General features: G+C 73.1%; 24 protein-coding genes. 14 read left to right on the plus strand and 10 right to left on the minus strand.

Annotated features, from left to right (window positions below):
- Nucleotides 1-64: 64 nt before the first annotated feature.
- Genes ACLQ26_RS03655 through ACLQ26_RS03675 form a run of 5 tightly spaced genes read right to left on the minus strand, consistent with a single transcriptional unit; the run spans nt 65 to nt 7,641 of the window.
- On the minus strand, nt 65-1,153 hold the full coding sequence (locus tag ACLQ26_RS03655; RefSeq protein ID WP_358141777.1) for a uroporphyrinogen-III synthase: 1,089 nt from the start codon (nt 1,151-1,153) through the stop codon (nt 65-67).
- Nucleotides 1,153-1,500, minus strand: a complete 348-nt coding sequence (gene nirD / locus ACLQ26_RS03660) for a nitrite reductase small subunit NirD (RefSeq protein WP_363680407.1) — start codon at nt 1,498-1,500, stop codon at nt 1,153-1,155. The genes ACLQ26_RS03655 and nirD overlap by 1 nt, the downstream gene beginning before the upstream one ends.
- Nucleotides 1,497-4,031 (minus strand): nitrite reductase large subunit NirB, encoded by a 2,535-nt coding sequence (nirB, locus tag ACLQ26_RS03665; protein ID WP_425743063.1) that lies wholly within the window; start codon nt 4,029-4,031, stop codon nt 1,497-1,499. Before nirB ends, nirD begins: the two co-directional genes overlap by 4 nt.
- Nucleotides 4,028-5,467, minus strand: a complete 1,440-nt coding sequence (locus tag ACLQ26_RS03670) for an FAD-dependent oxidoreductase (RefSeq protein ID WP_425743064.1) — start codon at nt 5,465-5,467, stop codon at nt 4,028-4,030. Before ACLQ26_RS03670 ends, nirB begins: the two co-directional genes overlap by 4 nt.
- A complete protein-coding gene (locus ACLQ26_RS03675; protein WP_425743065.1) occupies nt 5,464-7,641 on the minus strand; it encodes a molybdopterin oxidoreductase family protein in 2,178 nt (725 codons plus the stop codon). The genes ACLQ26_RS03670 and ACLQ26_RS03675 overlap by 4 nt, the downstream gene beginning before the upstream one ends.
- Nucleotides 7,642-7,915: 274 nt before the next feature.
- Between ACLQ26_RS03675 and ACLQ26_RS03680 the strand changes: the two genes are divergently transcribed.
- The 7 genes from ACLQ26_RS03680 to glmM all read left to right on the plus strand — a co-directional run bounded on the left by ACLQ26_RS03680 (nt 7,916) and on the right by glmM (nt 13,406).
- Entirely contained in the window at nt 7,916-8,611 is a 696-nt protein-coding gene (locus ACLQ26_RS03680) for a class I SAM-dependent methyltransferase (RefSeq protein WP_425743066.1), read from the plus strand.
- Between the two features lie 83 nt (nt 8,612-8,694).
- Nucleotides 8,695-8,952 carry a DUF6364 family protein gene (locus tag ACLQ26_RS03685; RefSeq protein WP_203149772.1) on the plus strand — a complete coding sequence of 86 codons (258 nt, stop codon included), beginning with the start codon at nt 8,695-8,697 and terminating at the stop codon, nt 8,950-8,952.
- Nucleotides 8,942-9,235: a type II toxin-antitoxin system PemK/MazF family toxin gene (locus tag ACLQ26_RS03690; RefSeq protein WP_425743067.1), complete on the plus strand. Its 294-nt coding sequence runs from the start codon at nt 8,942-8,944 to the stop codon at nt 9,233-9,235. Before ACLQ26_RS03685 ends, ACLQ26_RS03690 begins: the two co-directional genes overlap by 11 nt.
- A gap of 131 nt (nt 9,236-9,366) precedes the next feature.
- Entirely contained in the window at nt 9,367-10,749 is a 1,383-nt protein-coding gene (locus ACLQ26_RS03695) for a nitrate/nitrite transporter (protein WP_425743068.1), read from the plus strand.
- Nucleotides 10,750-10,992: 243 nt separating this feature from the next.
- Nucleotides 10,993-11,436: a 50S ribosomal protein L13 gene (gene rplM, locus ACLQ26_RS03700; RefSeq protein WP_007465158.1), complete on the plus strand. Its 444-nt coding sequence runs from the start codon at nt 10,993-10,995 to the stop codon at nt 11,434-11,436.
- Between the two features lie 20 nt (nt 11,437-11,456).
- Nucleotides 11,457-11,930 (plus strand): 30S ribosomal protein S9, encoded by a 474-nt coding sequence (gene rpsI / locus ACLQ26_RS03705; RefSeq protein ID WP_112626216.1) that lies wholly within the window; start codon nt 11,457-11,459, stop codon nt 11,928-11,930.
- Nucleotides 11,931-12,047: 117 nt separating this feature from the next.
- Nucleotides 12,048-13,406, plus strand: a complete 1,359-nt coding sequence (gene glmM, locus ACLQ26_RS03710; protein ID WP_425743069.1) for a phosphoglucosamine mutase — start codon at nt 12,048-12,050, stop codon at nt 13,404-13,406.
- Between the two features lie 30 nt (nt 13,407-13,436).
- Here glmM and ACLQ26_RS03715 read toward each other — a convergent pair whose 3' ends face one another.
- On the minus strand, nt 13,437-14,627 hold the full coding sequence (locus tag ACLQ26_RS03715; protein ID WP_425743070.1) for a pyridoxal phosphate-dependent aminotransferase: 1,191 nt from the start codon (nt 14,625-14,627) through the stop codon (nt 13,437-13,439).
- A 45-nt stretch (nt 14,628-14,672) separates the two neighbouring features.
- Nucleotides 14,673-15,242 carry an MmpS family transport accessory protein gene (locus ACLQ26_RS03720; protein WP_425743071.1) on the minus strand — a complete coding sequence of 190 codons (570 nt, stop codon included), beginning with the start codon at nt 15,240-15,242 and terminating at the stop codon, nt 14,673-14,675.
- A 353-nt stretch (nt 15,243-15,595) separates the two neighbouring features.
- Between ACLQ26_RS03720 and glmS the strand changes: the two genes are divergently transcribed.
- A complete protein-coding gene (glmS, locus tag ACLQ26_RS03725; RefSeq protein WP_425743072.1) occupies nt 15,596-17,509 on the plus strand; it encodes a glutamine--fructose-6-phosphate transaminase (isomerizing) in 1,914 nt (637 codons plus the stop codon).
- A 129-nt stretch (nt 17,510-17,638) separates the two neighbouring features.
- On the opposite strand, the gene ACLQ26_RS03730 is transcribed toward glmS, so the two are convergent.
- On the minus strand, nt 17,639-19,213 hold the full coding sequence (locus tag ACLQ26_RS03730) for an alpha/beta hydrolase (protein ID WP_425743073.1): 1,575 nt from the start codon (nt 19,211-19,213) through the stop codon (nt 17,639-17,641).
- Complete coding sequence (locus ACLQ26_RS03735) at nt 19,210-19,506, minus strand: hypothetical protein (RefSeq protein WP_425743074.1); 297 nt, start codon at nt 19,504-19,506, stop codon at nt 19,210-19,212. The genes ACLQ26_RS03730 and ACLQ26_RS03735 overlap by 4 nt, the downstream gene beginning before the upstream one ends.
- A 172-nt stretch (nt 19,507-19,678) precedes the next feature.
- Here ACLQ26_RS03735 and ACLQ26_RS03740 point away from each other — a divergent pair, with 172 nt between their 5' ends.
- The 6 genes from ACLQ26_RS03740 (at nt 19,679) to ung (ending at nt 25,130) form a co-directional block, all read left to right on the plus strand.
- A complete protein-coding gene (locus ACLQ26_RS03740) occupies nt 19,679-20,047 on the plus strand; it encodes a holo-ACP synthase (protein ID WP_425743075.1) in 369 nt (122 codons plus the stop codon).
- A gap of 53 nt (nt 20,048-20,100) precedes the next feature.
- Nucleotides 20,101-21,570 carry an NAD(P)H-hydrate dehydratase gene (locus ACLQ26_RS03745; RefSeq protein ID WP_425743076.1) on the plus strand — a complete coding sequence of 490 codons (1,470 nt, stop codon included), beginning with the start codon at nt 20,101-20,103 and terminating at the stop codon, nt 21,568-21,570.
- A gap of 80 nt (nt 21,571-21,650) precedes the next feature.
- Entirely contained in the window at nt 21,651-22,772 is a 1,122-nt protein-coding gene (alr, locus tag ACLQ26_RS03750; protein ID WP_425743077.1) for an alanine racemase, read from the plus strand.
- On the plus strand, nt 22,769-23,872 hold the full coding sequence (locus ACLQ26_RS03755) for an alpha/beta fold hydrolase (RefSeq protein ID WP_425743078.1): 1,104 nt from the start codon (nt 22,769-22,771) through the stop codon (nt 23,870-23,872). Before alr ends, ACLQ26_RS03755 begins: the two co-directional genes overlap by 4 nt.
- The gene (gene tsaE / locus ACLQ26_RS03760; RefSeq protein ID WP_425743079.1) at nt 23,869-24,351 is read left to right on the plus strand and encodes a tRNA (adenosine(37)-N6)-threonylcarbamoyltransferase complex ATPase subunit type 1 TsaE; all 483 of its coding nucleotides are present in this window, start codon (nt 23,869-23,871) and stop codon (nt 24,349-24,351) included. Before ACLQ26_RS03755 ends, tsaE begins: the two co-directional genes overlap by 4 nt.
- Nucleotides 24,352-24,428: 77 nt before the next feature.
- Complete coding sequence (gene ung, locus ACLQ26_RS03765) at nt 24,429-25,130, plus strand: uracil-DNA glycosylase (RefSeq protein ID WP_425743080.1); 702 nt, start codon at nt 24,429-24,431, stop codon at nt 25,128-25,130.
- 15 nt (nt 25,131-25,145) lie between these two features.
- Here the strand turns inward: ung and ACLQ26_RS03770 are convergent, their stop codons facing one another.
- Nucleotides 25,146-25,850: a helix-turn-helix domain-containing protein gene (locus tag ACLQ26_RS03770; RefSeq protein ID WP_425743081.1), complete on the minus strand. Its 705-nt coding sequence runs from the start codon at nt 25,848-25,850 to the stop codon at nt 25,146-25,148.
- Nucleotides 25,851-25,999: the final 149 nt, after the last annotated feature.

Consider the following 25,999-nt stretch of genomic DNA (forward strand, 5'->3'; position numbering starts at 1 on the left):
CGCTGCCGGCCGCGACGCGTTCAGGGCGTGTGTCGAAGCCAGTGGCTGGCCTGCGACACGCGCCCTAGTCGACCCGGAGCCGGTAGCCGCGCTTGACCACGGTCTGCACCACGCGCGGCGCGCGCAGGCCGGCCCGCAGGCGCGCCACCGCCATCTCCACAGCGTGCTCGTCGGCGCCCCGGGGGAGGGTCCGCAGCAGCGCCGTGCGCGACAGCACCCGCCCGGGGGCCTGGGCCAGCGCCCGCAGCACCGCCATCGGGGCGGGAGCGAGCGGGCGTAGCTCGCCGTCGATCACCGCCGCGTGCCCGCGCAGGGTGAGCAGGTGCCCGGCGGCCTTGAACGTCACGGTCCGGCGGGGCAGCTCGTCGACGATGGTCCGCACCAACGCGCCCAGCCGGGCCCGGCCGGGCGCGCTCACCGGTACCCCGTGGCGCAGCAACGGCTCGGCGGTCACCGCGCCCACGCAGCTCGCCAGCACGTCGGTGCGCAGCGCGGACACCACCGCGTCGGTACGGTCCCCGGCGGCCCGCAGCAGCGCCTCGGCGGCCGGTGCCGAGGTGAACGTCACCGCGTCCACCAGGCGGCCGGCGATCAGGTCGATCAGCCGGTGCAGCGGCGCCGGGTCCGTCGGCGGTGCCCAGCGGTAGACCGGCACCTCGATCACCGTGGCACCGGCAGCCTCCAGCGCGAGCGTGCACTCGGGCTGCCGCTCACCGTGCAGCTGCATGGCGATCACCTGCCCGGCCACCCCACGCCGGCGCAGGTGATCGACCACCTCGTCGCAGCTCTCCGACGCCGGTGACCACTGGTCGTGCAGGCCGGCCGCACGGATCGCGCCACGGGCCTTGGGGCCCCGGGCGACGACGTACGAGCTGGCGAGCACCGAACGCAGCGGCTCGGCCAGCCCCCAGCCCTCGGCCGCCTCCAGCCACCCGCGCATCCCGATGCCGGTGTTGGCCATCAGGATGTCGGGTGGCTGGTCGAGGCAGGCGCGGGTCGCCTCGCGCAGTTCCGTGTCGTCGGACAGCGGCACGATCCGCAGCGCCGGGGCGAGCACCACGCGGGCGCCCCGGCGTTCGAGCAGCGCGGCCAACTCGTCGCGCCGCCGGTCGGCGGTCACCCCGATGGTGAAGCCGGCCAGTTCTTCCCGCATCAGCCCTCCCGTCGCAACCGCACTTCGACGATCCCGTCGTGGCAGCGCGTGTCGTGCCGGGCCACTGTCACCCCGGGCAGGTCGAGGCAGTCGCCGGTGCGTAGGTCGTACACCTGCTTGTGCAGCGGTGAGGCGACAGTCGGCACGCCGCCGCGGCTGCCCACGATGCCCCGCGACAGCACGTACGCCCCGGAGACGGGGTCGCGGTTGTCGATCGCGAACAGCCCGTCCACGGTGTGGAAGAGGGCTACCTGCACGCCGTCGACAAGGGCGGCGACACCCCGGTTCGGCTCCAGTCGGTCGAGGGTGCAGACAGCGGTCCAGTCGAGCGTGGTCGTGTGGCTCATCGCCGTACCTCCGGAAGGCCGAGTGTGACGGGCTGCCGGCGGGCGTCGGCCGGCTCGGACGGGGTGGTCGCCAGGGCGCGTGCCGGCACCGGCTGACCGCGTTCCACGGCGAAGGTGATCGACGGGTCGGGCACGTCGGGGGCGTTGACGAAGGAGGTGTAGCGGCGCAGCCGCTCCGGGTCGTCAAGCACGTCACGCCACTCGTCGGAGTACGACGTCACGTGTCGGGCCATCGCCGCGTCCAGGTCGGCGCAGAGCCCCAGCGAGTCGTCGACGATCACCGCGCGCAGGTGGTCCAGGCCGCCCTCCATGGCCTCGATCCACCCGGCCGTGCGTTGCAGCCGGTCAGCGGTGCGAATGTAGTAGATCAGGAACCTGTCGATGAGCGTGACAAGCTCCTCGGTGGACAGGTCGGTGGCGAACAGGTCGGCGTGGCGGGGCCGGAAGCCGCCGTTACCGCCGACGTACAGGTTCCAGCCGGTCTCGGTGGCGATGATGCCGAAGTCCTTGCTGCGGGCCTCGGCGCACTCCCGGGCGCAACCGGAGACCGCCGACTTGAGCTTGTGCGGCGCACGCAGCCCGCGATAGCGCAGCTCCAGCGCCACGGCCAGCCCCACCGAATCCTGCACCCCGTACCGGCACCAGGTCTCGCCGACGCAGGACTTCACCGTGCGCAGCGCCTTGCCGTACGCGTGGCCGGACTCGAAACCGGCGTCCACCAGACGCTGCCAGATCTGCGGTAGCTGCTCCACCCGGGCACCGAACAGGTCGATCCGCTGCCCGCCGGTGATCTTCGTGTAGAGCTGGAAGTCCCGGGCGACCTCGCCGATGACGATCAGCTTCTCCGGCGTGATCTCGCCGCCGGGGATCCGGGGCACCACCGAGTAGCTGCCGTCGCGTTGCAGGTTGGCCAGGAAGTGGTCGTTGGTGTCCTGCAACGACGCCTGCTCGCCGTCGAGCACGTGCCCGCTGCCCAGCGAGGCGAGGATCGACGCCACCACAGGCTTGCAGATGTCGCAGCCGCGCCCCCGGCCGTGCTCGGCGATGAGCTGGGAGAAGGTGCGGATGCCCCGGACGCGGACGATCTCGAACAGTTCCCGCCGGCTCACGTCGAAGTGCTCGCACAGCGCGGTGGACTGCGCCACGCCGGCCGCGTCGAGGAGCTGCTTCAGCATCGGCACGCAGGAGCCGCAGCTCGTGCCGGCACGGGTGCACGCCTTCAACGCCGGCACGTCGGCGCAGCCGCCCGCGATGGCGTCGTCCACGTCGCCGCGGGTGACCGCGTTGCACGAGCAGACCTGTGCGGCGGCGGGCAGCGCTCCGGCGTCCGCGCCGCCGCCCTCGGGGGCGAGCAGCGCCAGCGGGGCGGCCGGCAGCGGGCCGCCCACACTTGCCCGCAACGTCGGGTACGCGCTGGCGTCGCCCACCAGCACCCCGCCCAGCAGGGTGTGCGCGTCGTCGGAGAGCACCAGTTTCGCGTAGACCCGGGTGGCCGGGTCGGTGAACGTGACGTCCAGGCAGCCCTCGGTGGTGCCGTGCGCGTCGCCGAACGACGCCACGTCCACCCCGAGCAGCTTCAGCTTCGTGGCGGTGTCCGCGCCCGGGAAGGTCGCCGCGCCGCCGACCAGCCGGTCGGCCACCACCTCGGCGGTCGCGTACCCGGGGGCGACCAGGCCGTGGCAGGTGCCGTCGACAGCCGCGCACTCGCCGACGGCCCAGACGTGTTCGTCGGCGGTGCGGCAGGTCTCGTCGACGAGCACCCCGCCGCGCGGACCCAGCGGCAGGCCTGCGGCCCGCGCCAGCTCGTCGCGGGGCCGGATGCCGGCGGCCACCACGACCAGCTCGGCGTCGACCACGCGGCCGTCGGACAGCTCCAGGGCGTCGACCGCGCCGTCGGCCCCGGCGCGGATCGCGGTGGTGGCCACCCCGAGGTGGGTACGCACACCCAGCTCCTCGACGTAGCGGCGCAGCATCGCGCCGCCGGCCTGGTCCACCTGCACCGGCATGAGCCGGGGCGCGAACTCGACCACGTCGGTGCTCAGGCCGAGCAGGCGCAGTGCGTTCGCCGCCTCCAGCCCGAGCAACCCGCCGCCGATCACCGCGCCGACCCGCCGACCCTGCGCGTACGTCCGGATCGCCGCCAGGTCGTCGAGCGTGCGGTAGACGAAGACTCCGGGCAGTTCGGCGCCGGGCACCGGCGGCACGAACGGGTACGACCCGGTGGCCAGCACCAGCGCGTCGTACGCGTACTCGCCCACTGCGGTGGTCACCACCCGCCGGGCCCGGTCGATGGCGGTGGCCGGCTCACCGAGGCGCAAACGCACACCGTCGTGCGGGGTGTGCACGTTGAGCTCGTCCTCGCTCACCCCGTCGAAGTACGCCGAGAGCCGCACCCGGTCGTACGCCGGACGCCCCTCCTCGGCCAGAACTGTCACCCGCCAGCGGCCCTGCGGGTCGCGGGCGCGAAGTGCGTCGACGAAGCGTTGCCCCACCATGCCGTTGCCGATGACGACCAGGTCCTGAACGCTCATCGCGTCACCTCCACAGATTCCGCTTCGGAGAGCCAGTCGACGATGCCGCCGACCGCATCCCGGCATCCGCCGCACCCGGTGCCGGCCCGGGTCCCCGCCACCACGGCGTCGACAGTCCGCGCGCCGGAGCGCCAGCAGCGCACCAACGCTCCCTTGGTCACGGTGTTGCACTGGCAGACGACTGCCGCGTCCGGCATCAGCGCCGGTGACGCGCTCGGTGCCGCACCAGCCCCGCCGAGGGCCCGGCCCAGCAGCAGGGCCCGCCGGTCGGCCGGCACCGGGTGACCCCTGTCGAAGAGCTGGATCACCGTGCCGACCGCCGGGTTGTCGCCGAGCAGGATCGCGCCGATCAGACGCTCGTCGCGGATCCGCAGGCGGGCGTACGTGCCCCGGGCCGGGTCGGTGAACGTCAGCTCCTCGCCCGGCCCGCCGCCCGCTGCTTCGCCCATCGCCGCCAGGTCGATCCCGGCCGCCTTGAGCCGGGTCACCACCGGCCGGGGCCGGTAGCGGGCCAGCGGGTCGGTGCCGGTGAGCACATCGGCGAGCACCCGGGCCTGGGCCCAGGCGGGGGCGACCAGTCCGGTGAGCGCGCCGTCGTGCTCGGCGCAGTCGCCGATCGCCGAGATGCTCCGATCGCTGGTACGGAGCCGGTCGTCCACCACCACACCGCGTCGCACGGTCAAACCGGCGGCCTGCGCGAGGGCGGTGTCGGGGCGTACCCCGCAGGAGAGCACCAGCAGGTCGGCGTGCAGCGACCGGCCGTCGGCCAGGTCGAGGCGGACGCCGCTGTCGTCGGCGACGACTCCGGTCGCCGGCACCGCGAGCTGGATGGTGACGCCGAGCCCGGTGAGCGTGCCGGCGAGCACCGCGCTGGCCGCCGGATCGAGCTGCCGCTCCATCAGGTGCCCGGTGTGGTGCACCACCGTGGTGGCGAGCCCTCGGGTCGCCAGGCCCCGGGCGGCCTCCAGGCCGAGCAGCCCGCCGCCGAGCACGAGGGCGCTGCGCGCGCCGTCCGCGACGGCGAGGATCCGGCGGCAGTCGTCAAGGGTCCGGAAGGGGACGACCCGCCGTGGCAGGTCTGCCGGGTCGAGGCCGGGCAGCGGCGGCACGACCGCCCGCGCGCCGGTGGCCAGCACCAGGTGGTCGTAGGAGATCCGTTCGCCGTCACCGGTGCGGACCTCGCGGGCGGACCGGTCCACCGCGGTGACAGGCACGCCGGGGCGCATGTCGATGCCGTGCCCGGCGGCCTCGGTCAGCTCCACGTCCGGTTCGGCGATCCGACCGGCAAGCAGCGTGGAGAGCATGATCCGGTTGTACGCGCGGTGCGGCTCCGCCCCGAGCACTGTGACCTTCCGGTCGCCCTCGCGGGCGTGCAGCTCGGCCGCGAGCCGGGCACCTGCCATCCCGTTGCCGACGATCACCACCCGGGCGGTCATGCCTTCTCCACCCGGACCGCGCAGATCTTGAACTCGGGCATCCCGGAGATCGGGTCCACCGCGTCGTTTGTCACCGAGTTGGCCCGGCCGGCGCCGGGCCAGTGGAACGGCGCGAAGACCGTGTCCGGTCGGATCCCCGCGCTGAGCCGGGCCGGCGCGCGCAGCTCACCCCTGCGGGACGTGACCCGCACCGGGTCGCCGTCGTCGATGCCCAGTCGGGCCGCCAGGTCGGGGTGCAGCTCGACGAACGCTTCGGGCGCGGCGCGGCGCAGCGCGGGCACCCGTCGGGTCTGCGTGCCCGACTGGTACTGGGTGAGCACCCGCCCGGTGGTGAAGTGCAGGGGATACGTGGCGCAGACCTCCTCGGCCGCGGGCCGGTGGTCCACGGGGTGGAACCGGGCCCGGCCGTCCGGGGTGCCGAACCGGTCGGCGAAGAGCCGTGGCGTGTCCGGCCCGTCGGCGCTCGGGCAGGGCCAGAAAACGCCGTCGGCGTCGTCGATGCGGGCCCAGTCGATGCCTGCGTAGTCGGCGACCCCACCGGCGGAGGCGCGGCGCAGCTCGGCGAACACGGTGGCCGGATCGACCGGGAACCGCCCCGTCGCGATCTCGGCTGCCGTGGTGGCGGCGGCTGGTCCGGTACCCGCCGGCGCGGTGTCGGTTGCTTCGGCGGCGGCCAGTCGCGCCGCCAGGTCGGCGAGGATGGCCAGGTCGGTCCGGACGTCCGGCGGTGGTGGGCGCAGCGCCCGTCGACGCAGCACGCGGCCCTCCAGGTTGGTCATCGTGCCGTCCTCCTCGGCCCACTGCGCGGTGGGCAGCACCACGTCGGCAAGCGCCGCCGTCTCGGACAGCAGCAGGTCGGCGACGACCAGCAGGTCCAGGTCGCGCAGCCGGCCCTCGATCCGCGCCGCCCGGGGAGCGGAGACGACCGGGTTCGAGCCGAACACCAGCAACGCCCGGGGACCGTCCGCGGTGCCGAGCGAGTCGAGTAGTTGGTAGGCAGGCACGCCGGGGCCGGGCAGGTCGTCGGCCGGCACGCCCCACACACCGGCGACGTGCTCCCGGGCCGCCGGGTCGTCGATCTTGCGGTAGCCGGGGAGTTGGTCGGCCTTCTGCCCGTGCTCCCGCCCGCCCTGACCGTTGCCCTGGCCGGTGAGGCAGCCGTACCCCGAGCCCTCGCGGCCGGGCAGGCCGAGAGCGAGAGCGAGATTGACGTACGCGGTGACGGTGTCGACGCCCTTGGCGTGCTGCTCGGCGCCGCGCGCGGTCAGGATGATCACCCTGCCGCCGGTGCCTAGCGCTCGGGCGGTCGCCTCCAGATCGGCCACCGGCACGCCGGAGAGCTGTTCGGCGCGGGCCGGCCACCAGGCGGCGACGCTGCGCCGGACCGCGTCGAAGCCGGTGGTCCGCTCGGCCACGTACGCCTGGTCGACCCAGCCCTCGGTGAGCGCGATGTGCAGCAGCGCGTTGGCCACCGCGAGATCGGTGCCGGGCAGCGGTTGCAGGTGCAGGTCCGCCTGGCGGGCGGTGGCGGTGACGCGGGGGTCGACGACGATGAGCTGGCCGCCGCCCCGGCGCTGCTCGGTGAGCCACCGCACCAGCGGCGGCATGGTCTCCGCCGGGTTGGCGCCGACCAGCAGCAGGGTGTCGGCCCGGCCGAGGTCGGCCAGCGGGAACGGCAGTCCCCGGTCGACGCCGAAGGCGCGCATCCCGGCGGCCGCCGCCGAGGACATGCAGAACCGTCCGTTGTAGTCGATGTTGCGGGTACGCAGCGCCACCCGGGCGAACTTCCCCAGGGCGTACGCCTTCTCGTTTGTCAGCCCGCCGCCGCCGAAGACGGCGACCGCGTCCCGACCGGAGCTGTGCTGGATGGCGCGCAGACCGGTGACGATCCGGTCCAGCGCGGCGTCCCAGGTCGCCGGGCGCAGCTCGCCGGTGACCGGGTCGCGCAGCAGCGGGGTGGTCAGCCGGTCCGGGTGGTCGAGCAGCTCGGCGGACGTCCAGCCCTTCTGGCAGAGCCCGCCCCGGTTGGTGGGGAACTGGCGGGGGAGCACGCTCACCCCGGTGTCGTCCTCGCGCAGCGTCATCCCGCACTGAAGGGCGCAGTACGGGCAGTGCGTCGCCACCTCCCGGGGGGTTCGCCCCGGTCGAGTTGCCGGCCGTGCACCGTCTGTCATGTCGGGAAAGCGTGCCGCCGGGCGGTTTCCGGTCCGGGTCTCTTCTGTTTCGGTCCTGTCAAGTGGGGCTCACACCGCACAGGGGCAACGCGAAGAACGGCTGGTCGCCAACCGTCGTCCCAGCCGGCCGCTCCACCGGGCCGGTTCCGTGGCGATCTTGGACAGTTTCCTTCTCGGGTAACGGAAACTGTCCAGGATCTGGGCAGGTAGAGGGCGACTCCGACGCGTGTTGCTTATAATGTGGGAAATTTGTCTCAAAGTTTGGGAGCGCCTGATGAGCGTTTCGGACGTCTTCGACGCGGTGGCCGGCACGTACGACGAGTCCCGCCGACGACTGATTCCCTGCTTCGACGCCTTCTACGGCGCGGCCGTCGAGGTGGCGGCGCCGCCACTGCGCGCCGCGCTGGCCGCCGGTCGTACGCCTGAGGTGTTGGACCTGGGCGCGGGCACGGGGCTGCTCTCGCTGCTGCTGTCCGCCGCCGTGCCCGGGGTCCGGCTGACCCTGGTGGACGGTGCGCCGGCCATGCTCGCCCGCGCCACCGAGCAGTTGCGCGACCGGGGCGTGCCGCACCGGACCGTCCGGGCCGACCTGGCCGACGAGCTGCCGGCCGGCCGGTACGACGCGGTGGTAAGCGCGCTGGCGATCCACCACCTGGACGACGACGGCAAGCGGGCGCTCTACCGGCGGGCCGGGGCCGTGCTGGCGCCGGGTGGCGTGTTCGTCAACGCCGAACAGGTGGCCGGCCCGACGCCGGCCCTGGACCGGCGCTACGACGAGGTGTGGACGGCGCGGATCACCGAGCTGGGCGCGTCCACCGACGAGATCGCGGCTTCCCGGGAGCGGATGCGGCACGACCGGCCGGCGACCGTCGCCGACCAGTGTCGGTGGCTCGCCGAGGCCGGCCTGGTCGACGTCGACTGCTACTTCAAGGAGTGGCGCTTCGCCGTGTTCGGCGGCCGGGCCCGGTGACGGTATGTGCGTTTCGACCTCCGGAGGCGAGCCGGTAGGCGCGTGGATGACTGACGGTCATACCGATGGGTAGTCTCAGCGGCATGACTGCCAAGGTGACGCTGTCGTTCACGGACGAGACCATCGAGGAGGCCCGACGCTTCGCCAAGCGCGAAGGGCTGTCCCTCTCGGCGTGGATGGACCAGGCCGCCCGGGAGAAGGCGCTGCGCGAGGTCTTCACCGCGCACGCCGCCGCCGTGGGCCGCGCCGGCCTCGACCTGGAGTCCGCCGCCCTCGCCGACGCCCGCGAGGTGGGCATGGTCAACGATCTCTTCTCCGGCGGACGGCCGCGTGCTGCGTAGGGGTGAGGTCTGGCGCATCGAGGGTGCCCGGGAACGCCTCGGGCTCGTGATCAGCTCGGACGTCTACAACTCCACCGACGTGCCCATCGTGATCGTGGTCGAGGTGGTCGAGGAATCGCTGCTGCGCGACTCGCCCCTCGCCGTGTCGATGGGCCGGTACGTGGTGATGCCCGACCGGATCTCCGCGCCGATGAAGAAGTGGTTCACCGAGTGCGTGGACGTCGCCGACACCGAGACCATGCTCCGGATCGGCCGCGCCCTGCGCATCCTCCAGCAGCTCTGATTCCCCGGACCTCACCATCGCCGCCGGCCCGTGGTGCGGTAGCCGTTTCCGGGCCGACCCGTGACGGGCACTGCCAGGTAACCCCGCCTTCCTAGCGTTCCTCCTCGTCGCATCGACGAGGAGGAGCCGCCGTGAGCACGCTCACCAGCACCGCAGTCACCACCGAGCCACCCGCCGTCGCCGGGCGTCGACGCCCGCTCGACGACTGGCGGCCCGAGGACCCCGACTTCTGGCGTACGACGGGCGCGCCCATCGCCCGCCGCAACCTCTGGGTGTCGATCTTCGCCGAGCACGTCGGCTTCTCCGTGTGGAGCCTCTGGTCGGTGACAGTGCTCTTCCTCGGCCCCGCGTACGGCATCGATCCGGCCGGGAAGTTCCTGCTCACCGCCGTGCCGGCCGCGCTGGGGGCGGTGCTGCGGTTGCCGTACACCCTGGCGGTGGCCCGCTTCGGCGGGCGACGCTGGACGACCATCAGCGCACTGCTGCTGCTGGTCCCGACGGTGCCGATGACGATCCTGCTGGAACCCGGTGTGTCCTACTCCACACTGATGGTGCTGGCCTGCCTCACCGGCGTCGGCGGCGGCAACTTCGCCTCCTCGATGGCGAACATCAACCTGTTCTACCCGTCCCGGCTCAAGGGGCGGGCCCTCGGGCTCAACGCCGGTGGCGGCAACCTCGGCGTACCCGCGGTGCAGCTGGTCGGGCTGGCGGTGCTCGCCACCGCCGGCGCCGCGTACCCCCGGTTGGTGCCCGCGGTGTACCTGCCGCTGATCGTGCTGGCCGCGCTGGCGGCGACCCGATGGCTGGACACCGTGCCCGGCGCGCGCAACGAGCCCGGGGCGCTGCGCGAGGCCGCCCGGGACCCGCACACCTGGATCATGTCGCTGCTCTACATCGGTACCTTCGGCTCGTTCATCGGGTTCGGTTTCGCGTTCGGCCAGGTGCTCCAGCTCCAGTTCGCCGAGCGGTTCCCCACACCCGTCGACGCCGCCTGGCTGACCTTCCTCGGGCCGCTTGTGGGCTCGCTGATCCGGCCGCTGGGTGGCCACCTCGCCGACCGGCTCGGCGGGGCCCGGGTGACCTTTTGGAACTTCGTGGCGATGGCCATCGGCGCCGGCACGGTGCTGTACGCGGCCCGCGAGCGCTCGTTCGGGCTCTATTTGGCCGGGTTCCTCGCCCTGTTCGTCTTCTCCGGCGTCGGCAACGGCTCCACGTACAAGATGATCCCGGCGATCTTCCGGGCGCGGGCGGCGGACGCCGTGGCCGCCGGCACCCGCGACCCGGAGGCCGCCGCGCGGTGGGCGCGGAGGATGACCGGCGCGTTGATCGGCATCGCCGGCGCGATCGGCGCCTCCGGCGGGGTGCTCGTCAACATCGCCTTCCGCCAGTCGTTCCTCGGCTCCGGCAACGCCGATGCCGCCTACCTGGCGTTCATCGGCTGGTACGCGCTGTGCTTCGCGGTGACCTGGGTCGTCTACCGGCGTCCGGGGTCGCACCGGCTCGCCGGGGTATGATCCGGGTCACGGCCGGCGCCTCGCCGGGGTATGATCCGGGTCACGGCCGGCGCGTCGCCGCGCGGCATCCCACCCCCGTTTTGACCTGCCGATGGGGCGCCGGGTATCGTTGCCTGCTGTTGTACGACATCCAGAGGCGTGCCCTATCAGGTACGCTTGGTCGTTCGTGCGCGCTGGTCCGGCCTGCTAGATCTGGTCACCTCGGCGCGCGACCCCAGACCGACGACGAGACAAGGTAGACCTGTGCGTACGTACAGCCCGAAGCCGGGTGAGATCGAGCGTCAGTGGCACGTCATCGACGCCTCTGATGTCGTGCTGGGCCGCCTGGCCACCCACGCCGCCACGTTGCTGCGTGGTAAGCACAAGCCGACTTTCGCGCCGCACGTCGACACGGGCGACTTCGTCGTCATCGTGAACGCGGGCAAGGTTGCGCTGACCGGCAACAAGCGCCAGACCAAGGTCGCTTACCGCCACTCCGGTTACCCGGGTGGTCTGAAGCAGGTCGGCTACGACGAGCTGCTGACCAAGCGCCCCGAGCGGGCCATCGAGCTGGCTGTGAAGGGGATGCTCCCGCACAACAAGCTCGGCCGTCAGCTGATCAAGAAGCTGAAGGTCTACGCCGGCGCCGAGCACCCGCACCTCGCGCAGCAGCCGGTGCCGTTCGAGATCAAGCAGATCGCGCAGTGAGCGCGGGCGAAGGAAGCAGCATGACCGACATCATCGAGACCGAGGTCGCCCCGGAAGCCCCCGAGGCCACCGAGGCGCCGGCGCCCGTCGCCCGCGCGCCTCGTGGTGACCGGCCGATCCAGACCGTGGGCCGCCGCAAGGAGGCCATCGTCCGGGTCCGCATCGTCCCGGGCACCGGCAAGATCACCTGCAACGGCCAGGACCTCGAGGCGTACTTCCCGAGCAAGGTGCACCAGCAGCTCATCAAGGACCCGCTGGTCACCGCCGAGAAGCTCGAGCAGTTCGACGTCATCGCCAACCTGCGTGGCGGCGGCACCACCGGTCAGGCCGGTGCGCTCCGTCTCGGCATCGCCCGCGCGCTGATCATCAACGAGCCGGACGACCGCCCGGCCCTCAAGAAGGCCGGTTTCCTCACCCGGGACGCCCGGGTCAAGGAGAGCAAGAAGTACGGCCTCAAGAAGGCCCGTAAGGCTCCCCAGTACTCGAAGCGCTGATCTTTCCCAGCGCGTTGTACTTCTGACGGACGGCCGGTCCGCCTCCCCTCGACAGGGGAGGTGGGCCGGTCGTTTCGCTTTCTCCTTCTCGGTAGTGCTCATCGGAGGTTGGCGGGTATGGGTCGGTTGTTCGGCACGGATGGCGTACGCGGGCGGGCGAACGCGGATCTCACGCCCGAGTTGGCGCTCGCACTCGCCGTGGCCGCCGCGCACACGCTCGCCGAGACGGACCGCAGCCACCCGCCGCTCGCCGTGGTCGGCCGGGACACCCGGGCCAGCGGCGAGATGCTGGAAGCTGCCGTGGTCGCCGGGCTGACCAGCGCCGGCGCCAACGTGGTACGCGTCGGCGTGCTGCCCACCCCCGCCGTGGCGTTCCTCACCGCCGAGGCCAAGGCCGACCTCGGCGTGGTGCTCTCCGCGTCGCACAACCCCATGCCGGACAACGGCATCAAGCTCTTCGCCGCCGGCGGGCACAAGCTGCCCGACGAGATCGAGATGCGGATCGAGGCGGCCGTCGAGACGAACGCCACCACCGCCTGGGACCGCCCGATCGGTGCCGGCGTCGGCCGCGTGCACGACCTGCTCGACGGTGCCGACCACTACGTCCAGCACCTGGTCAGCACCCTGCCGCACCGGCTTGAGGGCCTCAAGGTCGTGGTCGACTGCGCCAACGGCGCCGCCTCCGAGGTTGCCCCCGTCGCCTACCGGGAGGCCGGCGCGGAGGTCGTCGCGATCCACGCGGAGCCGAACGGCCTGAACATCAACGACGAGTGCGGCTCCAACCACATCGAGGCGCTGCGCGAGGCCGTGGTCGAGCACGGCGCCCACCTGGGCATCGCCCACGACGGCGACGCCGACCGGATTGTGGCGGTCAGCGCCGACGGCGACGAGGTCGACGGCGACCAGGTGATGGCGATCCTCGCGCTGGCCATGCGGGAGGCCGGCACGCTCACCCAGGACACCCTGGTGGCCACCGTGATGAGCAACCTCGGCCTGCGGCTGGCGATGTCCGCGCAGGGCATCCGGCTGATCGAGACCAAGGTCGGCGACCGGTACGTGCTGGAGGAGTTGCGCGCCTCCGGGCTGGCGCTCGGCGGCGAGCAGAGCGGCCACATCGTCATGCCCGCCCACGCCACCACCGGCGACGGCGTCCTGACCGGCCTGCACCTGATGGCCCGGATGGCCGCCACCGGCAAGTCCCTCGCCGAGCTGGCGTCCGTGGTCACCAAGCTGCCGCAGGTGCTGATCAACGTGCCGGTCGGCGACCGTACCGTCGGTGCCGCCGCGCCGGCCGTCCGCGCCGAGGTCGAGCGGGCCGAGGCGGAGCTGGGCGAGACCGGGCGGGTGCTGCTGCGCCCGTCGGGCACCGAACCGCTCGTCCGGGTGATGGTCGAGGCGGCCACCGAGGCGACGGCCCGCGAGGTCGCCGAGCGGATCGCCGCCCTCGTGCGCACCGCCAGCCCCGCCACGTCGTAGCAAAGCCGGCCGGGGCCTCCACCAGGCGCGTCAGCGGGTCAGGGCGCGCAACCGGGTGACAGCCTCGGTCAGCACCTCCGGGCGCTTGCAGAACGCGAACCGGACCAGTCGCCGGCCGGCCTCGGCGTCGTCGTAGAAGACCTGGGTCGGCACGGCCACCACGCCGCAGCGCTCCGGCAGGGAACGGCAGAACTCCACCCCGTCGGAGCCGCCGAGGGCGGTGATGTCGGCGGTGACGAAGTACGTCCCCTCCGAGTCGAGCACCTCGAACCCGGCGTCGGTGAGACCGTCGACGAGCTGGTCACGCCGCTGCTGGAGACTGTCCCGGAAGCCTGTGTAGTAGTCGTCGGGCAGAGCCAGCGCCACGGCGACCGCAGGTTGCAGCGGCGCGGCGTTGACATAGGTGAGGAACTGCTTCACCCGCAGCACCGCCGACACCAGCGCTGCCGGGCCGCTCACCCAGCCGATCTTCCACCCGGTGCAGGAGAACGTCTTGCCGGCCGACGAGATGCGCAGCGTCCGCTCCCGCATACCGGGCAGTGTGGCCAGCGGCACGTGTGGGCTGGACGCGTCAGTGAACACCAGGTGCTCGTAGACCTCGTCGGTGACCGCGTACGCGCCGTACTCCTGGCACAGTTCGGCGACCAGCGCCAGTTCGGCCGGCGTGAACACCTTGCCGGTCGGATTGTGCGGCGAGTTGAGCAGCACCAGCCGGGTACGCGGCCCGAACGCCGCCCGCAGCGCCGCCGGGTCGAAGGCGTACCGGCCGTCCGCGCCGGGACGCAACGTCACCGGCCGCCGGACCGCGCCGGCCAGGGCGATCGAGGCGGCGTACGAGTCGTAGTACGGCTCGAAGCAGACCACCTCGTCGCCCGGCTCGCAGAGCGCGAGGACGCTTGCCGCCACCGCCTCGGTCGCGCCCGCCGTGATCACGATCTCGCTGTCCGGGTCGTACGCCAGGTCGTGGAACCGCCGCTGGTGGGCCGCGACTGCCCCGCGGAGGGCGGGTATCCCCGGGCCGGGCGGGTACTGGTTCTGCCCGCCGCGCAGCGCCTCGGCGGCGGCGGCAAGCATCTCCGGTGGGCCGTCCGTGTCCGGAAAGCCCTGGCCGAGGTTGACTGCCCCGGTCCGTACGGCGAGGGCGGACATCTCGGCGAAGATCGTCGTGCCGAACGGCCGCATCCGGGCCACCAGCGGGTCGACATCGGTGCTCGTCGTCACAGACGCCAGCCTACGTGCCGGCCGGGTCCACTTCGCTCCGGCGGTTCAGCCGTAGCAGCTGGCCCGCCAAGCCGCGCCGCCGACCCGCTCCGCCGCTGGCGTGCCACCATCGACAGTGACCGAGCAGGCGAGCGACTCCCCCGTGCCGGTGGTTCTGCTGACCTGCACCATCACCTGGTCCCGCCGGTCAGTGCGAATGTTCGTGTGCCACGGCAGCTGCACCCCGCTCAGCCAGATGCTCTCGCCGTTGGCGTCGCGGTAGACGATGTCGGCCCGCCCCTGCCCGGTCACCTCGTAGGCCACCTGCAACTGACCGGGGCCGGTGGACGGCGTCGTCCCGGGCTGAGCTGAGGCCGTCGGAGCCGCGCGGCCGGCCTGCCGGGCATCGGCGTTGACCGACTCGGCCGGGGAGTGGTCGTCGGGCTGGAGCAGCGCGTACCCGCCGAGACCGCCGAGCAGGAGCGCCGCCGCGAGGACCGCGCTGGTCAGTACCCGTCGGCGAGGGCGTGCGTCGTCGGGCCGAGGCTCGACGCCGGTGGGCGGAACCGGAGCGGCATCGTGCCGCGCCGACGGATCGGACGATGACGGATCGGAGGGTGGTGTTCCCTCGGGCATGACTGCTCCAGTCGGATCAGCGGACAACCGAACAAGCGGTTCGCCTGGGCTTCGCAGGGCGCGGCAGAGCCTACCGAAGGAAGGTGACGCAACTTCCGTCACTTTCGCCTCGGCAGACAGCCTGTTGAGCGAGCGGCTGGACGCGGGTGGGCCCGAGGGTCAGTGGGTGCCCGTCCCGCTGCTTGCGGCCTCGCCGTACGGGTAGAAGGGGTGCATTGGCCCGAGTCGTGGCACCTCAGGCCGGGCTTCCGCTCCGGTCGTCGCCGCAATCTCGGCGCTTCGCTCAAACTAGATGTTCGTTTAGCCGACTTTCGAGCAACCATGTTGAGCGAAACTGGGTTAGGCTGCGGGCCATGTGTGGAATCGTGGGATACGCGGGCGCGCGCCCCGCACTGGGCATCGTGCTCGACGGGCTGCGGCGACTGGAATACCGGGGTTACGACTCGGCGGGCGTCGCGATCGTCTGCGACGACCAGTTGCTGATCGAGAAGAAGGCCGGCAAGCTCGCCAACCTGGAGAAGGTGCTCTCCGAGCGCGCGGCCGACGACCCGGCCTCCTGCGCGGCCAGCCCGATCGGCATCGGTGACGGCACCACAGGCATCGGGCACACCCGGTGGGCCACCCACGGCGGGCCGACCGACCGCAACGCCCACCCGCACCTGGCCCCCGACGGCCGCGTCGCGGTGATCCACAACGGCATCATCGAGAACTTCGCCAAGCTCCGCGCCGAGCTGGAGGCCGACGGCGTCCAGTTCACCAGCGACACCGACACCGAATGCGCCGCGCACCTGCTCTCCGCCGCGCTTGCCGACCTGCGCGCCGCCGGCCAGCCGGACGGTCCACAACTGCTCGCCGCCGGCATGCGCGTCGTGTGCCAGCGGTTGGAGGGCGCGTTCACCCTGCTCGCGGTCGACGCCTCGGTGCCCGGCGCGGTCGTCGGCGCCCGGCGCAACTCGCCGCTTGTCGTCGGCCGGGGCGAGGGGGAGAACTACCTGGCCAGCGACGTGGCCGCGTTCATCGAGCACACCCGGGAAGCCGTGGAGCTGGGTCAGGACCAGATCGTCCTGATCACCGGCGAGAGCATCGAGATCACCGACTTCGACGGCCAGCCCGCCGCCGGCAAGGACTTCCACGTCGACTGGGACTCGTCGGCCGCGGAGAAGGGCGGCTACGACTGGTTCATGCTCAAGGAGATCGACGAGCAGCCGCAGGCCATCGCCGACACGCTGCTCGGTCGGCTCACCGAGACCGGTGAGATCGCCCTCGACGAGGTTCGCCTCAGCGACCAGGATCTGCGCGACGTCGACAAGATCTTCATCGTGGCCTGCGGCACCTCGTACCACGCCGGGATGGTGGCGAAGTACGCCATCGAGCACTGGACCCGCATCCCCTGCGAGGTGGAGCTGGCCAGCGAGTTCCGCTACCGCGACCCGGTGCTCGACCGCTCCACGCTGATCGTGGTCATCTCGCAGTCCGGCGAGACGATGGACACCCTGATGGCGCTGCGCCACGCCAAGGAGCAGAAGGCCCGGGTGCTCGCGATCTGCAACACCAACGGCTCGACGATCCCCCGCGAGTCCGACGCCGTGCTCTACACCCACGGTGGGCCGGAGATCGCCGTCGCCTCCACCAAGGCGTTCCTCACCCAGATCGTCGCCTGCTACCTGATCGGCCTGCACCTGGCTCAGGTCCGCGGAATCAAGTTCGCCGACGAGGTGGGCGCCGTCGTGGCCCAGCTCCAGGAGATGCCGGGCAAGCTGCGCGAACTGCTGGACCGGATCGAGCCCGTCCGCGAGTTGGCCCGCGACCTGAAGGCCGAGCCCACAGTGCTGTTCATCGGCCGGCACGTGGGCTACCCGGTGGCCCTGGAGGGCGCGCTGAAGCTCAAGGAGCTGGCGTACATGCACGCCGAGGGTTTCGCCGCCGGTGAGCTGAAGCACGGCCCGATCGGGCTGCTCGACAAGGGCACTCCGGTGATCTGCGTGGTGCCCTCGCCGGTGGGCCGGGGCATGCTGCACGACAAGGTCGTCTCCAACATCCAGGAGGTGCGGGCGCGCGGCGCGCGGACCATCGTGATCGCGGAGGAGGGCGACGAGGCGGTCGTCCGGTACGCCGACCACCTGATCTACGTGCCGCGTACGCCGACGCTGTTGGCCCCGCTGGTCACCACGGTGCCACTGCAGGTGCTCGCCGCCGAGATCGCCGCCGCCCGGGGGCACGACGTGGACCAGCCCCGCAACCTGGCCAAGTCGGTCACCGTCGAGTAGTCGCCACTGACGTCCGGGGCCCCGGGCACCGCACCCGCGGTGCCCGGGGCCCTGCCGTGCGAGCGACGCCGGTCCGGCGCGCCAAGCGTCAGCGGCCCGTGGTCAGCGGCCCGTGGTCAGCGCCTGCCCTCAGCGGCCCAGCACCACGCGGGCCATCCCGTCCAACGCCGGGTTGCCCGGCTCCCAGTAGCCGCTGTGCCCGCCGCGACCGCTGGGGAACACCCGGCCGCCGAACCCGGAGTCGGCCGGATCGTGACCGAACCACAGCTCGTGACCGGTCCGCTCCGGCCAGCCCAGCACGGCGGCGAGCGGAGCGGCGCCCAACAGGGCCCGGCGGCCCAGCTCGTCCACCGGCCGGGCCAGGCGGATCACGTCGTCCGGAGCCCTGCCGGCCCACACCTCTCCGGCCGGTACGCCGAGCTCGCCGGCGTGCGCCGCGCCGACCCCCGGGGAGCCGACGAACATCAGCGCGTCGGCTGCCAGCCCGTGATCCCGGGCGGCGACACCCACCACAAGCGACCCGTAGCTGTGCCCGAGCACGGTCTGCCGCGCCGGCAGCCCCTCGTGGGTGGCGCGCAGACCCTCCTGGAAGCGGTGCAGCGCCGGGCCGGCGTCCCGGGCCTGGGCGGCCGACGCCGCCTCGTCCAGGAAGTCCGGTGCGTCGTAGTCCAGCCACAGCACCGCCGCACTGCGCTCACCAGGCGCGAGCGTGGCGCAGCGATCCAGCACCCGGGCCGCCCGGCCCAGCTCACCCGGGGCGTCGTCCAGGCCAGCGGTCATTCCCGGCACGTACGTCAGCACCCGGTCGGCGTGGTCCGGATCGCCGAGCGCCACCACCACCCGACCCTCACCGGCCGGGTCCAGCCCCAGCAGGTACGCCCGCGGTTCCCCGGCCGTCAGGCGATCGCTGAGCGCGTCCAGGCCCGCCAGCCGCGCCGCCACCGCCCGCAGCCGCAACGACGCGAGCGGCCCCGGCGGCACCCGGGTCAGTAACCGCCGACGCTCGGCCAGCAACTCCGCACGCCGTGCGCCGACCCGCAGGCGGTTGGCCTGGTCGCGGGCGGCCACCGGCACCCCGTCCAGGCCACCGACGAGGGCCGGCTCGTGCCCGACCAGCCACCGTCGCTGCGCCGGGGTCAACCCGGACCACCAGGCGCGCACCAGCGCCGGCGCCGCACCGGCGGGCGGTCGGCCGGGCGGCGGTGGGGACGCCCACCCGGTCCCGGCGGCCCGGGCCAGCTCGTCCAGCCGGTCGGCGGCCAACCGGTCCGCCGCGCCGGCCAACTCCAGCGCGCCCCGCAGCGCCGCCGCCACCCCGGCCCGTTCGGTCGGTCGAAGGCGAGTCGGATCGACGTGCACAGCACCGGACCGGTCCACCACCAGCCCGGCCGCGTCGGCCCGAGCGACCGCCTCGGCGAGCCGTGCCTTCGCCACCACGAGGTGCCCGGCCAGCTCGGACAGCACCTGATCGGCCTCGATCAGCGCGGGCGCCACCGAGGTCACCTCGCCCCGCAGGCCGGTCAGCCGAGCGTCCACCGCGACGGCAGCCGCGCCGGACCAGTCGCCCCGCAACCGACCGGCGGAACCGGCCAACTCGCCGGCGTGCCCCTCGACCGGCCCGGTCAACCCTGCCCAGGCCGCCCCGGCCGCCCGCCAGCCGCCCGGATCGGCGGCCCAGAGCTGCCGGTAGCCGACACCGCTCACCGCGGTAGGGCGGTGAACCGGCCGGCAGCCCGGTCGTCCACCGTCTCGTACGCCTCGGCCGCAGCCCGGACCCCACCGGCGGTCGCCGCCACGGCCGCCCCCAGCCGGCAGAACCAGCCGTGTGCCGCCGACTCCAGCCCCGCCAGCGACGTGGCGGCCCGCCAACCGGGCGCCGGCACCAGCAGCCCGGAAACCCGGGACAGGCCCCACGCCAACCGGTACGCCTCGTCGTCGAGCGCACCGGCGACCACGCGCAGCTCCTGCGGCCGGACGGTGAACGGCTCCTCGGTCATGACCCACCCCCGTGCACGATCGACATCCACACGCTGACGCTAGGCAGGTCAGGGTCGTGCCGGAGTGCCCTGTGGACAGCCGGCTGCGGCCGTACCCCGGTGTGTCCACAGGCGTTGCCCACGGCGGGCCCGACGGCTAATCTCCCGCCTCCACCGCCGGTAGGGTGGTCTGGTGATCGTCGCTGTCGGCATCGACGTCGTCCTGGTCGACCGGTTCGCCCGGTCCCTGGCGCGGACGCCGCTGCTCGCCGATCGGCTCTTCACCGCGGCCGAGCGGGCCACCCGCTCCGGCACATCACGCTCACCGGAGTCGCTCGCCGCCCGGTTCGCCGCGAAGGAGGCCGTCGCCAAGGCGCTCGGCGCCCCGGCCGGGCTGAGCTGGCACGACTGCGAGATCGTGCCCGACTCGGATGGCCGACCCTGGCTGACCGTCTCGGGCACCGTCGCCGCGGCGGCCGTAGCGCGTGGGATCAACCACTGGCATCTCTCGCTGTCACACGACGGCGGAATCGCGTCGGCGCTGGTGGTCGCGGAACGGTGATGTCGGCCGGGTGGGCGTGGTGGCCACCCGCGAGCGGAATGGGGCACTGTGACATGAGAGCGGTGTGGCGGGCGGCCGACGTACGGGCGGCTGAGGCCGGGCTGATGGGCACGCTGCCGGAGGGCACGCTGATGCAGCGGGCTGCCGCCGGGCTGGCCCGCCGGGCCGCCCTGCTGCTCGACGAGCGGGGCGGGGTCTACGGCGGCCGGGTGCTGCTGCTCGTCGGCTCCGGCGACAACGGCGGTGACGCCCTCTACGCCGGGGAACGCCTGGCCCGCCGGGGCGTCGAGGTGTCCGCCCTGCTGCTCACCCCGGGGCGGGCGCACGCCGCGGGGCTGGCCGCGCTGCGCGCCGCCGGCGGCCGACTCGTCGACCGCCCGGCCGGCCCCGTCGACCTGGTCCTCGACGGCATCGTCGGTATCGGTGGCGCGGGCGGGCTGCGGGCGAGCGCGGACGAGGTGGTCCAGCGCCTCGACGATCTGCGCGGGCGCGACGGTGGTCGGGCGACCGTGCTGGCCGTGGACGTCCCGAGCGGAGTGGCGGTGGACACCGGACATGTGCCGCTGTCCACGTCCGGCCGGCCCACAGCGGTCCGCGCCGACGTGACGGTGGCCTTCGGCGCGTTGAAGCCCGCCCTCGTGGTGGGGCCGGCCGCCGCGCTGGCCGGCGAGGTGGAGCTTGTCGACATCGGGCTGCGGCCCTGGCTGCGGGGCACTCCGGCGCTGCGGGTCACCGAGTGGTCAGACCTCGAGCAGTGGTGGCCGGAGCTGGGCGCGGCGTCGGAGAAGTACACCCGGGGCGTGGTCGGGGTGGCGACCGGCTCGGAGACGTACCCGGGCGCGGCGGTGCTCTCCGTCGGCGGGGCGCTCGCCGGGCCGACGGGTCTGGTCCGCTACGCAGGTGGCGCGCGGGTCGAGGTGCTGCACCAGCACCCCTCGGTGATCGCCACCGGGCGGGTCGGCGACGCCGGCCGGGTGCAGGCCTGGGTGTGCGGCTCGGGGCTGGGCACCGGCGACGACGCGGCGGCCGAACTGCGGGCCGTCCTGGCCGCCCCGGTGCCTGTGGTGCTCGACGCGGACGCGCTGACCCTGCTGGTGGACGGCTCGCTCGCCGACCGGCTGCGCGGCCGGGACGCGCCGATCGTGGTCACCCCGCACGATCGGGAGTTCACCCGGCTGTGCGGGGAGGAGCCCGGCGCCGACCGGGTCGGGGCCGCGCTGCGGCTCGCCGCCTGGATGAACGCGGTGGTGCTGCTCAAGGGGGACCGCACGGTGATCGGCACGCCGGACGGCCGGGCGTACGTCAACCCGACCGGCACCCCGGCGTTGGCCACCGGCGGCACCGGCGACGTGCTGGCCGGGCTGCTCGGCTCGCTCCTGGCGGCCGGGGTGCCGGCGGACCGGGCGGCGGCCTCGGCCGCGTACCTGCACGGGCTCGCCGGTCGGGAGGCGGCCCGCAGCGGCCCGGTGACCGCGCCCGACGTGGTGACCGCGCTGCGTCCGGTCATCGCCCGGCTGGGCTGATCGTCCCGTACCGACCCGATCGGACTGCCGGGCCGTGCGTCGCCGCCCACGGTGATCAGGGTGGAAAGTAGGCTGGGCGCATGTGGCAGGCCGAGGTACGCGTCGATCTTGACGCGATCCGCGAGAACGTGAGCCGGCTCCGCTCCGGCACCAGCGCCGAGCTGATGGCGGTGGTGAAGGCCGACGGGTACGGCCATGGCATGCTCCCGGCCGCCCGCGCGGCACTGGACGCGGGGGCCGACTGGCTCGGCGTCTGCACTCTCGACGAGGCGCTCACGCTGCGCCGGGCCGGGATCACCGCGCCCGTGCTGGCATGGCTGCTCGCGCCGGGGCTGCCGCTGCACGAAGGGGTGAGCGCGGGGGTGGACCTCGCCGCCGCGAGCCTTGCGCAACTGGACGAGATGGTCGAGGCCAGCCGGCGCGCCGAGCGCCCCGCCCGGCTGCACCTGAAGATCGACACCGGGCTGTCCCGGGGAGGCGCCACAGTCACCGACTGGCCGGCGCTGCTCGACGCCGCCGCGAAGGCGCAGGCCGACGGCCTGGTCGAGGTGGTCGGTGTGTGGAGCCACTTCGTGTACGCGGACATGCCCGGCCACCCGACCACCGACCGGCAGCTCGCCGTCTTCCACGAGGGCCTGGCCATGGTCGAGCGGGCCGGGCTGCGCCCCCGCTGGCGGCACCTGGCCAACTCGGCAGCCACCCTGACCCGCCCGGACACCCACTTCGACCTCGTCCGACCCGGGCTGGCCATCTACGGTCTGTCCCCGGTGGCCGGCGAGACGTACGGGCTGCGGCCGGCGATGACGGCGCGCGCCCGGGTGATGCTCACCAAGCGGGTGCCCGCCGGCACCGGCGTCTCGTACGGGCACACCTACACGACCGAGACCGACGCGAACCTCGCCGTGGTGCCCCTCGGATACGCCGACGGTGTGCCCCGACACGCGTCCAACAGCGGGCCGGTGCAGCTCGCCGGCGCGCGGAGGACGATCTCCGGGCGCGTCTGCATGGACCAGTTCGTGATCGACTGTGGCGACGACCCGGTGGCCGACGGCGACGTGGCGACCCTGTTCGGCAGCGGCGCCGACGGCGAGCCGACGGCCGACGACTGGGCCGAGGCGGTCGGCACGATCAACTACGAGATCGTCACCCGATTCGGCAGCACGCGGGTGCCGCGGGTCTACGACGGCGAGCGCTCGCCATGACGTACCGCATCCCGCGTCCGCGGACCGCGGCCGGCCGGGTCGCCGGCCTGGTCGGCGCCGCGGTCGGGGTGGCGGCGGCCGGCCTCGCCGCAGGCGTCGCGACCGAACGCACCCTGGTCCGCCGGCTCAAGGCCGACCCGGCCGACCGCTACGCGCACGAGAGGTTCGGCGAGCAACGGTACGACGAGGCGTTCCGGCTGGAACTGCCGGACGGCACGGACATCCACGTCGAGGTGGTCGAGCCGACCCGCCCGGTGCCGGGGCACCCGACTGTGGTGCTGGTGCACGGCTTCTGCCTGGACATGGGCACTTTCCACTTCCAGCGCCGGATGCTCGCCGCGCGCGGTGACTACCGTGTCGTCGCGTACGACCAGCCGGGTCACGGTCGGTCCGGCCGGTTGGAGACCGGGGAGTACGACCTGTCGGTGCTGGGCCGGACGCTGCGCGAGGTCATCGACCGGACCGCCCCGGAGGGGCCGCTGGTGCTTGTCGGCCACTCGATGGGCGGCATGACCATCATGGCGTTCGCCGAGCTTTTTCCGGAGCTGTTCGGTGACCGGGTGGTGGGCACCGTGCTGATGGCCACGTCGGGCGGGTTGATCGCGGAGACCAAGCTGGTCGCGCCGGCGCTGCTCGGCCGGGTCGGCGGGCCGGTGCTCTACATGGTCAGCAACGCCACCCGGTACGGCGGTCCGGTGATCGACAAGGCCCGCAAGTCCACGTCGAACGTGGCCTGGCTGCTCACCCGCAAGTACGGCTTCGGCACTCGCAAGCCCAGCCCGGCGCTGGTGTCGTACGTGGAGACGATGAACTCGCGGACCTCCGCCGACACGGTTACCCGCTATCTGCGGACCCTGGCCACACACTCGCGCTTCCCGGCGTTGGCCGCGTTGGCGAACGCGCCGGTGCTTGTGGTCGTCGGCGACAAGGACATGATCACTCCGGTGACACACTCCGAGGAGATCGTCCGGCGGTTGCCGCACGCGGAGTTCATCAAGATCAAAGACAGCGGCCACGTGGTGATGCTGGAGCACGCAGACGAGGTCAACGCCGCGCTGGCGCGGTTCCTCGAGTCACTGGAGAGCATGGAGGACCGGTGAGTTTCGTCGTCAAACTGCCGACCGTCGAGGACACCCGGGAGTTCGGCCGCCGGCTGGCCGGGCTGCTGCGGGCCGGTGACCTGGTGCTGTTGACCGGCCCGCTGGGGGCCGGCAAGACCGCGCTCACCCAGGGCGTCGGCGCGGGGCTCCACGTTCTCGGGGACGTCACCTCGCCGACGTTCGTGATCGCCCGCGTGCACCGGCCGGATCCGGCCCGAGGCGGTCGGGTGGCCCTGGTACACGCCGACGCGTACCGGCTGGGCGCCGCCAGCGACCCGCGTGCCGAGATCGACGACCTCGACCTGGACGCCTCGGTGGACGAGTCGGTGACCGTGGTGGAGTGGGGCGAGGGCCTGGTGGAGCAGTTGGTCGACGCGCACCTGCGCGTCCGCATGGACCGCCGCGACGACGACACCCGGATCGTCGAGCTGGACCCGGTCGGCGGCGACTGGGCCCGCCGGCTCGCCGAACTGGGTTAGGGGCCTGTGTCGGCGCGGCGCTGTCGGACCCGGTGCCTAGAGTGCGGGGGACAGACCCGCGCTGGAAGAGGTTCCTGATGTCCGACGACGCCCCCGCCCTGGATCTGCTGGCCCTGCTGCCGGAGCAGTGGCGTGCCGTGCTCACCCCGCACCTCGATCCGGCCCGCACCGCCGCGCTGGCCGAGTTCGTCGCCCGGGAGTATGCGACGCAGACCGTCTTCCCGCCGCTGGAGGATCTCTTCTCGGCGTACCGGCTCTGTTCGCCGCAGAGCACTCGGGTGCTGATCCTCGGGCAGGACCCCTATCACCGTGCCGGGCAGGCCCACGGGTTGAGCTTCAGCGTCCGCGAGGGGGTGTCGGTGCCGCCGTCGCTGCGCAACGTCTTCAAGGAGTTGGGCGAGGACGTGGGCGTGGCCAAGCCTCGTAGCGGCAACCTCGACGGCTGGGCCGCGCAGGGCGTGTTGCTGCTCAACGCGGTGCTGACGGTGCGCCAGGCCACGCCGGGTTCGCACGCCAACTCGGGCTGGGAGGAGTTCACCGACGCCACGATCCGGGCGCTGAACGCCGCACCGGAGCGGGTGGTCTTCCTGCTCTGGGGTGGCTACGCGCGCAAGAAGGCGGCCCTGGTCACCAACCCGCAGCATCTGGTGCTGGAGGCCGGCCACCCCAGCCCGATGAACCCGCGCGGCTTCCTCGGCAGCCGCCCGTTCAGCGCGGCCAACAAGGCGCTCGCCGACGCCGGGCGGCCCACCATCGACTGGGAGCGCACCGCAGGCTGACCCCTGCGGCGCGGGTCAGCCCTCGGCGGCGAGTTGCCGGGCGCGGTAGCGGCGCAGCAGGTCGGCGGCCCGCGGCTCGGTCAGCTCCAACTCGACAAGCGGCACCACCCGGTAGTCGCGCCCACCGTGGCGTACCTCGATCGTCTCGGGCAGCTCGTCGCACATCGTTGCCCTGATCTCGCCCCACTTGGTCGACCAACGGTGCTCGCCCGGCTCCTCCGGCTCCAACCACACTCCACCGAACTCACCCCACCGGGCGTTCCACCGCTGGCCGTAGTTCGCCTGCAGCCAGCCGGTGAAGCGCTTCGAGTCCTGCCAACGAAGGGCGAGCTCCAGCGCGTCGACAGGCACCGGCGCGCCCTGCAACAGTGCGGCCGTGCTGCCGGTTATCACCTGCGGGAAGTCAGTGAGTCGGTCCAGCGTCCGATCCAGGCCCAGCTCGTCGATGCGCTCGGTGATCGGTCGGGCGGCCAGTTCGTCGATGCGGGCGTCGAGGTGCGCGTCCAGCGGCTCGACCTCGACCACCATCTGCACGTCCATCGCGGCGAACAACGCCTCGAGGACCGCGATGCTGGGTGCGCGGCTGCCACTCTCGATCCGTGCGACCGCGGCCTGACTGATCCCCGCAGACTCGGCGAGTTCGCACTGGGTCAGCTCGCGCAGGTGCCGTTGCTGCCGAACGGCATTGCCGAGCAGAGTGCCAAGACGTGTGGACGGCATCCCGACATGGTGGACCACGCCGGTCCGACGCAGATACCGCTGAGCCGGATTCACGACTGCGTGGCCTTGGCCCGAGGTTCCGGTGAGCCAGCGACCCGGCGCCGTCCGGTGGGCCATTCGCTGGTGAGCGGTATACCTGTGAGTCATAA

The organism is Micromonospora sp. DT43 (assembly GCF_049841645.1).
Taxonomy (GTDB): domain Bacteria; phylum Actinomycetota; class Actinomycetes; order Mycobacteriales; family Micromonosporaceae; genus Micromonospora.